Annotated in this window: 8 protein-coding genes; 6 read left to right on the top strand and 2 right to left on the bottom strand. The window is 75.7% G+C overall.

All coding sequences use genetic code 11. From position 1 onward, the window contains the following. The first annotated feature begins 172 nt into the window (after positions 1 to 172). The 3 genes from Q5425_RS44910 (at position 173) to Q5425_RS44900 (ending at position 2,732) form a co-directional block, all read left to right on the top strand. Positions 173 to 739, top strand: coding sequence for a DUF6879 family protein (locus tag Q5425_RS44910; RefSeq protein ID WP_308678578.1), 567 nt, complete (start codon positions 173 to 175; stop codon positions 737 to 739). Between the two features lie 201 nt (positions 740 to 940). Then, positions 941 to 2,005 carry an alcohol dehydrogenase catalytic domain-containing protein gene (locus Q5425_RS44905; RefSeq protein ID WP_308678577.1) on the top strand — a complete coding sequence of 355 codons (1,065 nt, stop codon included), beginning with the start codon at positions 941 to 943 and terminating at the stop codon, positions 2,003 to 2,005. Positions 2,006 to 2,108: 103 nt separating this feature from the next. Further along, positions 2,109 to 2,732: a response regulator transcription factor gene (locus Q5425_RS44900; protein WP_308678576.1), complete on the top strand. Its 624-nt coding sequence runs from the start codon at positions 2,109 to 2,111 to the stop codon at positions 2,730 to 2,732. A gap of 64 nt (positions 2,733 to 2,796) precedes the next feature. Here the strand turns inward: Q5425_RS44900 and Q5425_RS44895 are convergent, their stop codons facing one another. Together Q5425_RS44895 and Q5425_RS44890 are read right to left on the bottom strand one after the other, a co-directional pair. Beyond that, positions 2,797 to 6,210 carry a BTAD domain-containing putative transcriptional regulator gene (locus Q5425_RS44895; protein ID WP_308678575.1) on the bottom strand — a complete coding sequence of 1,138 codons (3,414 nt, stop codon included), beginning with the start codon at positions 6,208 to 6,210 and terminating at the stop codon, positions 2,797 to 2,799. Then, positions 6,207 to 9,311 carry a BTAD domain-containing putative transcriptional regulator gene (locus Q5425_RS44890; protein ID WP_308678574.1) on the bottom strand — a complete coding sequence of 1,035 codons (3,105 nt, stop codon included), beginning with the start codon at positions 9,309 to 9,311 and terminating at the stop codon, positions 6,207 to 6,209. Before Q5425_RS44890 ends, Q5425_RS44895 begins: the two co-directional genes overlap by 4 nt. Before the next feature lie 806 nt (positions 9,312 to 10,117). Between Q5425_RS44890 and Q5425_RS44885 the strand changes: the two genes are divergently transcribed. The 3 genes from Q5425_RS44885 to Q5425_RS44875 all read left to right on the top strand — a co-directional run bounded on the left by Q5425_RS44885 (position 10,118) and on the right by Q5425_RS44875 (position 12,376). Continuing rightward, positions 10,118 to 11,332, top strand: coding sequence for a helix-turn-helix transcriptional regulator (locus Q5425_RS44885; RefSeq protein ID WP_308678573.1), 1,215 nt, complete (start codon positions 10,118 to 10,120; stop codon positions 11,330 to 11,332). 119 nt (positions 11,333 to 11,451) lie between these two features. Continuing rightward, entirely contained in the window at positions 11,452 to 11,718 is a 267-nt protein-coding gene (locus Q5425_RS44880) for a hypothetical protein (protein WP_308678572.1), read from the top strand. A 118-nt stretch (positions 11,719 to 11,836) separates the two neighbouring features. Further along, a complete protein-coding gene (locus Q5425_RS44875) occupies positions 11,837 to 12,376 on the top strand; it encodes a hypothetical protein (RefSeq protein ID WP_308678571.1) in 540 nt (179 codons plus the stop codon). Positions 12,377 to 12,405 lie beyond the last annotated feature (29 nt).

The following is a 12,405-nucleotide window of genomic DNA, read 5'->3' as shown; positions in this document are numbered from 1 at the left end:
CGCACCCTTGGCCGACCGAGCCACTGGTCCCTTGTGGACGGTACCGAGGTTTGCCCGATGCTCGGCCCGCTTGGCCCGTCCGGCCCTTCTGCGCGCGGGTGCGGCGCTGCCACGATCGGGGAAAGGAAGGCGGGAGCCGGCGCCCGCCTTCGACCCACCCCGGAGGAAACCGATGCAGCACGGAACCCACGAGGCCGGCACCGACGTGTCGTCGTCCACCGAGTACCTGGACCTGATGTCGTTCAAGCGCACCAGTTTCCGCCTCCAGGTGCACCAGACCTACCGGATCCGGGCCGAGCGCGCCGCGTTCGCGCGGTTCCGGGAGATCGGCGCCTGCGAGATCCCGGCCGACGACCCCCGGCTGGTCCGGCAGCGGCAGCAGCTCTCGGGCGGCCGCGTGCTGCAGCGGGTCCAGGTGGTCGTCCCGCCGGTGTCGGACTACCTGCGGTTCGCCTTCGCCTACTACCGCCGGTTCGCCGAAGCCGGGGAGGACATCCGCGTCCTCGACGCCTCGGCGGTCCCGGCCGGCGGGTTGCCCGAGCACGACTTCGTCCTCCTCGACGACGAAGTCGTGATCAAGCTGCTGCACGCCCCGGAGGACGGGCGGGTGCTCGACCGGCAACCGCTCGTGCACGCCGATGTCGCGCGGTTCCGGGCCTACCGGGACTTCGCGCTGGCCGAGGCGGTCCCGTTCGCCGAGTACGACGCCCGGCCCGGTACTTTCGGGCAGCCTCGTTAGCTGAAGCGACAGCCCGGGCCGCGCGGCCGCTACCGCCCGGCGCGGGAGGCTCGTACGCTGGCTCCGGAATCGGGGTGCGCCCGTGCGGCAGGGTGGGCGCGGCCCGTCCGACGAGCGCGACTGGGGAGCGGTGGAGATGCGACTTCCTGACCGGCGCCGGGCTCCGGCGGGGCGCTCCCGCTCGCACGGGTGAGCCGCGGCATGGCGACGACGGCGGGCCGGCTACCCGCGACGATGCGGGCGATCCGGTTCGACCGGGCGGCCGGCACGCTGCGGCTCGACGAGGTGCCGACCCCGGCGGCGGACGTCGACGAAGTGGTGGTCAAGGTCGCGGCCTGCGGCATCTGCAAGTCCGACGTGCGCCGCATCGACGGTGAGATCGAGCCCCGGTTGCCGGTCTACACACCCGGGCACGAAGCGGCCGGTGTGGTCGCGGCCGTCGGAGCGCGCGTGCAGCGCTGGGCCCCGGGCGACCGCGTTGTCATGGCCGCGGGCCGCCAGTGCGGCGAGTGTGCCGCCTGCCGGGTCGGGGCCGGTTCCGACGGCTGCACCGACCTGCGGATGATGGCGATCCACCACGACGGGGCGTGGGCGGAGTACGCCGTCACGTCCGAGACGTCGCTGGTTCCCGTGCCCGACTCCATCCCGCTGGAGCAGGCCACGGTGCTTTCCGGCGCGGTGTCCACCCCGTACGGGGCGATCGACACCGCCCGGCTGCGTCCGGCCGAAGCCGTCGGTGTCTGGGGCCTCGGCGGGCTCGGGACGCACCTGGTGCAGCTCGCCCGCGTGTGCGGTGCGTCGCCGATCATCGCGCTCGACACCCGGCCGGCGGCCCGCGAACTGGCGCTCGGGCGGGGCGCGGACATCGCGCTCGACCCGGCCAACACGCGGCTGGAGTCCTACATCCGGGGCGTCACCAAGGGCCGTGGCCTCGACGTGGCCTTCGACTTCGTCGGCCGGGCCCGTTCCTTCGCCCAGGCCCGCGCCGTGCTCGGCGACCGGGGGCGGCTGGTCGTCGTGGGCACGTCGCTCGACGTGGACGAGGCCGGCCCGGAGTTCGCCTTGACCCGCAACAACCAGACCGTCGTGGCGCACACCGGTTACCGGGTCAAGCACCTGGAGGACGTGGTCGAGCTGGTGGACCGCGGCCGCCTCGACGTGTCCGCGTCGATCAGCGCCATCCTGCCGCTGGCCCGCGTCGCCGAGGGGCTGCAGCGGATGCGGGAGTACGACGGCAACCTGCTCCGCCTGCTGCTGCGGCCGTAGCCCGCGGTGATTTCCCGGGGTTGCCCGAGCCGGCGTTGAGAGATCGTGAAGCCGGTGCGCGGATGCTTGTCCCCGGGGACACCCGAGGCAGGGAGGACGCACAGTGGAACCGGTACGCGTCGCGGTGCGGACAGCCGACCCGATCATGCACGCGGGGCTCACGAGCTTCCTGCGGACCCGCCCCGAACTGGTCGTCGTCGAGCCGGGCGAACTGACCGAGCGGGACGTCCTGGTGGTCCACGCCGAGCGGATGACCCCGCAGGTCGTCGCGGAGCTGCGGGGCGACGGCGCCCAGACCCGCGTGCCGAAGGTGCTGCTGGCCGGCGAAGTGCGCGAGAACGACATCCTGACCGCCGTCGAATGCCGGGTGGTGGCCGTGCTTCCCCGGGCCCGGACGTCGGGGGAGCACCTCGTCGAGGCGGTGCTGTCGGTGGTGCCCGGCCGCGGCCTCCTGCCGGCCGACCTGCTCGGCCGGCTGCTCGACACGGTGCGGCAGCTCGAGCACGCGGTCCCGCCCGCTCCCGGCGTCGGCGCCGCCGGGCTGACCGCCCGCGAGGTGGACGTGCTGCGGCTGATGGCCGAAGGCTGCGACACCGCGGAGATCGCGGACAAACTGTGCTACTCGGAGCGCACGGTGAAGAACACCGTCTACGGCCTGACCAACCGCCTGAACCTGCGCAACCGGCCGCACGCGGTGGCCTACGCCATGCGGGCGGGCGTGATCTAGCCCTCCCGGGTCCACTGTAGACCGTCGAATTATTCTTCCGACGGTCCTTTTCGGACTCCCGGGGTCAGCGCGAGGGCGACTTGCCGGTGGCCGGCTCGGCCGTGATGCCGGAATTCCGCAGGCGCGTCCTGATCCGCCGCACGTCCCACGCTGCGCCGAGTGCGGTCAGTCCGCGGACGGCTTCGGCCGCCGCTTTCCGCGCGTCCTCCGCACGGCCCGCGGCCACCAGCAGGACAGCCGCGTCGCCCAGCGCCGTCGCCCGTTCCACCGTGCGGCCCACCTCGCCGTAGCGGGTGATCGTCCGCAGCAGCGGTTCCGGGTCGCCCGTCACCAGCGCTTCGCACCACCGTGCCGCGGCGGCCGCCCGGGCCGGGACGACCTCCTTGGCCGCCTCTTCCCGGCACACCGCCAGCGCCTCGGCCGCGACGTCGGCCCGGTCGTGCTCCCGCGCCAGGCGGACCAGGCGGGGCAGCCACTGGTGGCGCAGCATCATCGGCGCGTGAGCCGGCTTCGTCAGCGGCGCCAGTACGTCGATCGCGCGCTGCGGATCCCCTTGCTGCTCGGCCCGCAGGGAACGGGCGACCAGCAGGAAGTCGCCGCCCGCGTGCTCCACGTCGGTGACCGGGACGCGGTCCTCGACGGCGTGGACGTGCGCGGCCGCGCGCTCGGCGTCTCCGCGGCGGCCGTGGATGACCCCGGCGATGCCGTGCCGGAGCAGGGCCGCGCTGCGCGGCTCCCGCAGCCCGTGGACCGTGGTGGCGAGGCCGTCTTCGCCCAGGCTGTCCAGCTGCGCCAGCGCGTCGTCCCAAGCACCGGTCCAGTAACCGTGGACGGCCGCGGACACCTGCAGCCCGGGCGGCCGCGGAAGGCGCGCGGCCGCGCGCCGGGCGGCGTGCAGGGCCTGCTCCGCCTCGGCCAGCCGGTCGAGGTTGCGCAGGGTGAACATCCGGTTGTCCAGCAGGTCGAAGTACAGCTCCGCCTGCTCGGGCCGTCCCTCGACCGCCTTGACGGCGCGCTCGACGTACCGCAGCGCCGCCCCGTGGTCGCGTTCGATCGACTTGATCAGCCACAGCGTCTGGAGGGCGTGGCCGATCGGGTACGGCTCGCCCGCCGACAGCGCGGCGCGGTGGGTGCGCCGGGCCTGCCGGGCGGCGCGGCCGAGGTCGTCGAGGCGGCCGCGGCCGAGGTGCGCCAGCAGCGAGCGCCGCCGTTCCCGCCACAGCGGTGGCGTGCCCGGCGCGTCGTTGCCCTCGAGCAGCGCGAGGGCTCCGCGGGTGTCGCCGCGCCGGTGGGTGAGCACCGCCGCGATGTGCCGCATCTCCGCCGCGCGTTCGGGATCGCGGCTCAGCGCCATCGCCTCTTTCGCCGCTTCGAGCGGTTCCTGGTCCAGCCCGAACAGCACGAGGACGTTCGCGGCGACCAGCACTTCGCGGCGCGGGTCGGCCGGGTCGCACTCGTCGAGCACCCGCCGCAGCAGCACGGCGGCCATCGAGGGGGCGCGGGCGGTGAGGGCCGCGTGGTGCTCGGTCAGCCAGCCGGTCACCCAGTCGTCCACCTTCGCCGGCACCGCCACCAGCTGCTGGGCGACGGATTCGACCCCCGCGCCCGTGTCGGCCAGCGCCTCGGCCGCCCGGCGGTGCCACGCGGCCCGCTCGGCGGCCGGGATTTCGTGGTAGAGCGCCCACCGCAGCAGCGGGTGCCGGAAGACCAGGTGCGTCCGGGCGTCGACGACGATCCCCAGGTCCAGTACCGCGCCGAACGCACCGAGCAGCGCCGAGGGCAGTACGCCCATCGTGGCCGCCACCTGCGCCAGGCCGAACTCCATGCCCAGCATCGCCGCCCGGCGGACCGCCTCCCGGGTGAGCCCGTCCAGCTGCGCCAGCGTCCGGTCCACCGCGCCGAGCAGCGAGCCGGGCACGGTCAGCGCCGTGCCTTCCCGCAGGTCCGCGACGCCGTTCTCGAGCTCGACCGCGCCTTCGCGCACCAGCGCCGTCGTCACTTCCCGCAGGTACAAGGGATTGCCGGCGGCCTTGCCGATCAGTGAGGCCAGCCGGGGGCCGGGCCGGCCCCCGACGAGGTCCTCGATCAGGTCCCCGGCGTCGGCGGGCGCCAGCGGCCCGAGGGTGAGCGTTTCCAGGCCGCGCAGCTCGGCCGCGCGGCGCACCCGGGCGAGGTCTTCCCGCCGTCCGGCCGGCCGCGACGCGGCCACCAGCAGCAGCGGGAGCCGTTCCGCGGCCGCGGACAGCCGGTTCCACAGCAGCACGCTCGCCTCGTCGGCCCACTGCAGGTCGTCGACGACCAGCACCAGCGGCGCGGTGGCGCAGAGCCGCTCGACGTGCGCGAGCACTTCCTCCGCACCGGCCGCCGCCGGGTCGCCGGCCCCGAGGCCGAGGCCTTCGGTGAGCACCTGCAGCGGAACCGACGGCCCCAGCTCGCTCGCCGCCGCCCACGCGACGTGGCAGCCGCGGCCGGTGACGTCGCCGAGCGCGGTGGTGAGCAGCTCGGACTTCCCGATCCCCGGCTCGCCTTCGATCCACACGGTGCGGCCGTGCCCGGCCACGACGTCGTCGGCGAGCTGCCGCAGCCGCGCGATTTCGGGCTCGCGCCCCCGGCAGCCCGCCCCCCGGTCCGCCCGGCGGCCGAGGGCGTGGGCGACCTGCCCGGGCAGCACCCGGTGCAGCGGCTCGGCGGGGGAGGGCGGGGCGACGACCGGGTCGTCGGTCAGGATCCGCCGGTGGGCCTCGGTGAGCTCGGGGCCGGGTGCGACGCCCAGCTCGCGCCGCAGGACCTCGCGGGCGCAGCGGAAGGTGTCCAGCGCTTCGGTGGTCCGGCCGCCGCGGTGCAGGGCGGTCATCAGCAGCCGCCACAGCGGCTCGCGCAACGGGTGTTCCCGGACGAGCACGGTGAGCTCGGGCACCAGGTCTTCGTGCGCCCCGCGGCCGAGGAGCGCTTCGGCGCGCAGTTCCCGGGCGAGCACCCGCTGCCGGGTCAGGCTGGTGCGCAGCGCCTCGGCGTGCGGGCCGGGTACGCCGGAAAGCGCTTCACCGCTCCACAGCGCCAGCGCGCGGTCCAGGATCTCGATCGTGCCGTCGGCATCACCGGCCGACCACCGCGACCGCGCTTTCTCGTACAGGCAACCGAACACGTGCGCGTCGAGGGCTTCGCGGTCGAGCCGGAGGCGGTACCCGGTCGCGTCCGACAGCAGCAAACCGTCGGTCGACCACCGCGTCCGGCCCGGCTCCAAGACGCGGCGCAGCCCGGAAATGTAGGTGTGGACGCTGCCGTCCGCGCTCGCCGGCGCCGCTTCACCCCAGACGGCCTGGATCAGCTCACCCCGGGTGGCGGGCCGCGTCGCCGCGCGGGTCGCCAGGGCGGCGAAGACGGCCCGCTGCCGGGCCGGCCCGAGCGTGAGCTCCCGGTCGCCGAGCCAGGCGCGCAGGGTGCCCAGCACCGCGACCCGCAGGCGCGGCCCGCTCACCGGCGGACCCGCGATCGTGTGTGCCGGACCCGCCGCCCGGCCCGTTCGGCGTCCAGCACGGCACCCAGCTCTTCGTAGGCGTTCAGCGCGGTGTGCAGGGCCGCCGCGGCCTTGACCGGCTCGTCGTGGGCGGCCAGCAGCGCGGCCGCGTCCTCCATCGCCTGCGCGGTGCCGAACCGGTCGCCCGCCCGCCGCGACCGGCCCGCCGCGGCCAGCGCGGCCAGGGGGTCTTCGTCGAGCAGGGCCCGGCACCGGAGGGCGGCGAGCTGCCGGCCGGGAGTGCGCTCGCACAGCAGGGTCGCCGCCTTCGCCCGGTCGTGCTCGCCGAGACCGGCGGCGAGCCGGACCAGGTCGGGCATCCACGGGCAGGCGACGCCGTCTTCGGCCTCCAGCAGGCCGGCGAGCAGGGCGAACGCCTGTTCCGGCCGGCCCGCCAGCTCGGCGAGCAGCGCGTTGGCCGCGAGGGTGAAGTCCGTGCCGTCGGCGCCGGGTTCACCGGCGGGGGCCAGGGTCCACACGGACATCAGGTGCGCCCGGGCGTCGTCCGGCCGGCCGCGGTGGGCGGCGATCACCGCGGCCACCCCGCTGAGCTGCCGCAGCGCGCCGGGCCGGCCGAGGGTGTGCCGCGCGAACACCGGCCCGCCCCGCAACAGCCGGGTCAGCTCGGCCAGCGCGGCGTCCCAGTGACCCAGCCAGAAGGCGGCCGCCGGGCCGTCGTCGGACGGCGCCCGCTGGGCGGGAACCACCGCCGTCCGCTCCGCGGCGGTCGTGCACGCGGGCCACCAGCCGACCCGCGCCCGCGACCGCAGCGCGGTGGCGACGCTGCGCCACTCAGCCGGGGTGTGGGGGTCGCGCAGGGCTTCCTCGACGCCCGCCACCGCCTGCCCGGTGTTGCCGCACACCAGCCGCGCGTAGGCGAGCAGCCAGCGCAGCTCGGCGACTACGGCCGGGTCCTTCGTCCGCGCCGCCGGCGCGCTCGCGCCGGTGACCGGATCGCGTTCGAGCCAGAGGGTGATCCGCGCGGTGGCGATCGCGAGGGCGTCGCGCGCGGCCGCCGGGACGCTGTTCGCGGCGGTGACCCGCTGCAGCAGCCGCATCGCCGAGAGGGGCGAGCGGGCGGCCAGGCGGTAGACCTCCCGCGTCAGCCACTCGCACTGCCACTTGTCCACCGGCAGCGGCGCGGCGAGCAGCTGGAAGGCCACGCGTTCCACGGGCGCGCCCGCGTCGGCCAGTGCCTCCGCCAGCTGGCGGTGCAGCGCGAGGCGGAACGCCGCGGGCGTCCGGGCGTAGAGCGCTTCGCGGACGACGGGGTGGCGGAACGCGAGCTTGCCCCGCGTCCGGACGACGAGGCCGAGCGCCGCGACCTCGCTCAGGACGTCGTCGAACTCCCCGGCCGGGCGGCCCAGCGCCGCGGCGAGGTCGGCGCGGGTGAAGCTCCGGTCGAGCAGCGCGGCCCACCGCAGCACCTCCGAGGCCGCGGCGGAGAGGAAGCCGAGCCGGCGGCTGATGGCGTCCAGCGCGGCCGGCGGCACGGCCGGGCGGGCCTCGCTGACCGCGGGTTCCGGGGCTTCAGCACCGGCCAGCCCCTCGACGACGGCGCGGAGGAACAGCGGGTTGCCGGCCGCGGTCCGGGCCAGTTCCCGCAGTTCCGGCCCGGGTGCGGCCCCGGTGAGGGCGGTGACGAGGTCGTGGACCTCCGCTTCGGGGAGCGGGCCCAGGGTGTGCACACGGGTGCCGTGGGCCGCCAGCGCGCCGCGCAGCTCGTCGAGGCGCGAGTGCCCGGCCACCCGGCGGCACACCCCGACCAGCGCGAGCGGCAGCCGGGCGCAGCCGCGCGCGAGCCGGCCCCAGACCTCGAGGGTGGCCGGATCGGCCCACTGCAGGTCGTCGAGCACGAGGACGAGCGGGCGCTCACGGCACAGCGCCGTGACGAGGCCGGTCACGACGTCCACCGCGGCGGCCAGGTCGTGGTCGTCGTCGAGGGACAGCCGCCGCAGCGCGTGGGCCGCCGAAGCGCGGCGGGGGTCGGCCGAGGCCGGGGTGACGTCGAAGCAGTCCAGCAGCACCTGCAGCGGGGTGTGCCGGCTCAGCTCGTCCGCGCCGGCGAGCGCGACGGTGCAGCCGGACGCGGCCTCGAGACCGGCGGCGACCAGCGCCGACTTGCCGATACCGGGCTCGCCTTCGAGCCACAGCGAGGCGCCCCGCCCCCCGGCGAGGCCGTCGGTCACCGACCGCAGGAGCGCCAGCTCGTCCTCGCGGCCGACGAAGATCCCGGACCGGCCGGCCGGGCGCGGCGCCGGGGCGGGAGCCGGTGTGCGCGGCGCGTTGGCCAGCTGCCGCCAGAGCGCGGGGTCGTCGGCCAGGATCTGCTCGTAGCGCGTGGTGAGCTCGCTGCCCGGTTCGATGCCGAGCTCGTCGACGGTGCCGGCGCGCAGCCGCTCGAACAGCCGCAGGGCTTCGTCACGGTGCCCGCACCGGTAGAGCGCGAGCAGGTGGAGGCTCTGCAGCCCTTCCCGCAGCGGGTGCTGCGCGGTGAAGGGCCGCAGGTCGGCGAGCACCTGCTGGTGGCCGCCCTCGTCGAGCACGATCCGGGCCCGCCGCTCGACGAGCTCGAGCCGCAGCTCCCGCAGCCGCTCGCGCTGCGTGGCGGCGTACGGCCCGGGCAGCCCGGCCAGCGGTTCTTCCCGGGCCAGGGCGAGCGCGCTGTCCAGCGCGGCCCGCGCCCCGGGGAAGTCGTTCGCGCGCTGGCACAGCCGTGCGCGTTCCCGCAGGTTCTCGAAGCGGACCACGTCGATCGACTCGGCGTCCACCCGCAGGCAGTAGCCGGAGCTGCCGGAGGTCAGCACCGCGGACCCCCCGGCGGGCCGATCGGGATCGAGGGCGGCGCGCAGCGACGAGACGTAGGTGTAGACGCTGCCGTTGGCGCTGGCCGGCGCCTTCTCGCCCCAGATGGCGTCGATGAGATCCGCCCGGGTGACGACCTGGTTGGCTTTCAGCGCCAGCACCGCGAGCAGCGCCCGCCGCTGCGCCGAGCCCAGCGCCATCTCCCGGCCGCCGCGCCAGGCGCGGACCGGTCCGAAGAGATCGAGCTGCAACCGCATCATCGCCTCCGCGGTTCCGCTGGGCCATTACCGGACGTGATCGCCGTCACCCTGCCGGCGGCGACCGAGGTGGGCGGCCGGTTCACCCGAACCGGCCAGTAGGAGTGCTGTTCCATTCTCTGGTGATCACGTGGAGTAGGGGACATCTCGGGCGAGATCCTGTGGTTCAGCCCCAGGTGTGGCGGCGAAGCGGTCGGTGATTTTCTGTCGCCCGACCGGCCGAGGGTGTCGGGGAGCCGCCTGGGGCGCGATCAGGTCAGTGGGGGCGGCGCGGTCTTCGCGGTCTGCCGGCGGGGGCAGGGGTCCCGGGGATACGGGGGGCGGGCGCTCGGCTCGCGAAGGCGCGGCCGGCAGGTGCGGCGCGGTCGGCGGCTCGGCCGGCGGGGGCAGGGTTTGCGGGGGTGCGGCTCGCGGTGACGTGGGGACCGATCGGTTCGCGGCTCGCGGTGGTGCGGCTCGTGCGGCTGCGCCGGTGCGGTGCCCGGCAGGCGGCAGCACGGCTCCCGAAAATACAGGTGGCCGCTCGGCTCGCGAAGGCGCGGCAGGCAGGTGCGGCGTGGTCGGCGGCTCGGCCGGCGGGGGCAGCGGGCATGTCTCGGCGCTCCGTTCGGCTGGTCGGTCAGGCGGCGGATCCGGCGCCGATCCGCCTCTCCCGGCGGGGAATCGGGGCGGCTCGGCGTTCCGGGGTGGCACTGGTTCGGCTCTACCGTCCAGTAGGCGTCTTCAGACTTTCTCAATCCACCGGGCCGCAGGCGTGAAGAGCGCCACCGGTACCGTGCGGCCGGAGCTTTCGAGGGGTGGTGGGTGTGGGAGACAACCGTGCCGTCCCGGCCACGGCCCGGCCCGGGCCGCCGGAGCCGCACGATGGCCGGTGCCCGGCCGGGGAGGCGCTCGCGCTGCTGGAGCGCGGGACCGATCGGGCGACCGCCGTCCAGTGCGCCGATCTCGCCTTCGATGACGAAGCCTGCCTGCGGCACGTGCGCTGCCTCTGGCGCGCGGTGACCGTGCTGCTGTGCGCCGGTGAACTGGTCGCCGCCGACGCCCGGCTCCGGCGGCTCGAGACCACCTGTGCCGGGCCCGCCGCCGAGCTCGTGGCGCTGCTGCGGGCGCAGCACACCCGGCTCGCCGGTGATCTCGGCGGGGCTCGCGCGGCGCTCGCCGCCTCCGTGTCCTCCGCGAAGACGCCGTTCGTGCGCCGGCTCGCCGTGCCTTTCCTCGTCGACGCGCTCGCCGCCGCCGGTGCCGGCGAGGCCGCCGACGCGCTGCTCGCCGCCCACCGCTTCGCCGGCCGGCCGGGCGGCACCCGCGGCACCCGGCCGCTGCTGCTGGCCGCGCGCGGCTCGGCGCACCTGGTGGCCGGGCGGTTCCCGGAAGCCGCCCGCGACTACGCGGACTGCCTGCCGTTGCCGGCTGCCGAGCTGTCGGCGCACTTCGCCGTGCTGCACCGCCGGGGCCTGGCCGCGCTGGCCGCCGCTTCCGCCGGGGACGCTGAGCGCGCCGCCGCCTTGGCGGCGCAGGAACACGAAGCCGCGCTCGCCTGGGGTTCTCCCGCCTACGTCGGCTGGGCGCTGTACGTCCGCGCCGTCGTCGACGGGTCCGAGGCGACCACCGCGCTCCTCGACGACGCCATCGACCTGCTCGAGCTCGCCCGGTCCCGCGTCGTGCTCGCCGCCGCGGGGTACGAACGCGGGCGGCGCTCGGTGGCGGCGGGGGACCACGCCGCGGCGAAGCGGGAATTCGACCGCGCCGGCGAATGGGCGCGGCAGATCGGCAACGGACGCCTCACGGCGAACGTCCGGGCCGCGCTGGCCGAGCTCGCCCACGCCGCCGAGCCGGGCGCGCTGACCGCGCAGGAGGCGAAGATCGCCGAGCTGGCCCGCGCGGGCTACGCCAACAAGCAGATTGCCGAAAAGCTCTACCTCGCGGTGCGGACCGTCGAGTTCCACCTGTCCAACGTCTACCGGAAACTCGGGATCTCCAGCCGCCGCGAGCTGCGGGACGGCCCGGCGCGGCTGCCGTGAACCCCGGGAGCGGGCACCCGGACGCGGGCCGCCGGTTGCGCGAGCGTGCTACGTTGTCCGGAAAACCCGGCCTCGTCGACAGGTCTCCTGAGCGACCGCAACGGTTAAGGTGGGGCATCGTGACAGCAGGAGATCCCGGCCGGACGGCCGGTGCGGGCCTGGTTCCCGCCCTGGAACTCGCGGCCCGGCTCGACCGGTACGCCGAAAGCCTGCTGCGCAACGGTTTCCGCCCCGGCGCCGCGGCGCCGGCCCGCCGCTGCGTCGACCTCGCCGACGGCCTGACCCGGGCCGCGGAAGCGCTGCGCTCGGCCGACCGCGGCGATCCGGGAACCGCCGAACGGCAATTGCGTTCCGCCGTCGCCCTGCTCGAAGAAATGCAGCCCTGAGTTCCGGCCTCCCCATTCGCAGAACACGGTGCCCTTCGGGCAGAAGGCACTGACGGAAGTCCCCGGCCGGCCGGCGCTGCGCGCGCGCACCGGCGCGGAGCCGGTAGAACCGATTTCCATGTCTGCCAGTGAAAGCCCGGCGACCCACCCCGGTCGCACGGAGTGCGATCTCGACGCCGAATACCCGTACTTCTACCTCAGCGAGCACACTTCCCTGATCAACCACCGCGTTTCCACCTGGTCGGGAATGGTCACGGCGTCGGCGGGCAAGCTGAAACTGCAGCTGCCGTCCCGGGCGAACCGGGCGTGCGTCGCGATCGAGGTCCACCGCACCGAACCGGCGGGTGTCCTCGACGACTTCGACGACGCGATCGAGTTCGGCTACCCCTCGGCCACCGGCGCCCCCGCGCTGCTGGACTGGTCGCGCGCGCTGGTGAGCGACTTGCCGCTGCTGCCCGGCGGACCGGGGGACTACCGCGTTCGTTACCACGTCAAGGAACCCGCCGAGCCGGGCCGCCGCCCGGGCGCCGGCTCGCTGCCGCGCGCGGCGGCACTGGTCCAGATCTGGCCCGGCGCGTGCCGGGAGCAGGCGGAGCTGAAAATCACCAGTGCCTTCGGGGAGTTCTGGCACCCCGGGTCCCGCTTGCGCCGCCCCTGAAACCCGGCCGCGGAACCGCGACCCCGGCG

This window comes from Amycolatopsis sp. A133 (genome assembly GCF_031082405.1).
In the GTDB taxonomy this organism is placed as follows: Bacteria; Actinomycetota; Actinomycetes; order Mycobacteriales; family Pseudonocardiaceae; genus Amycolatopsis.
The sequence above is the reverse complement of the archived record's forward strand: the minus strand, read 5'-3'. Positions and strand labels throughout refer to the sequence as shown.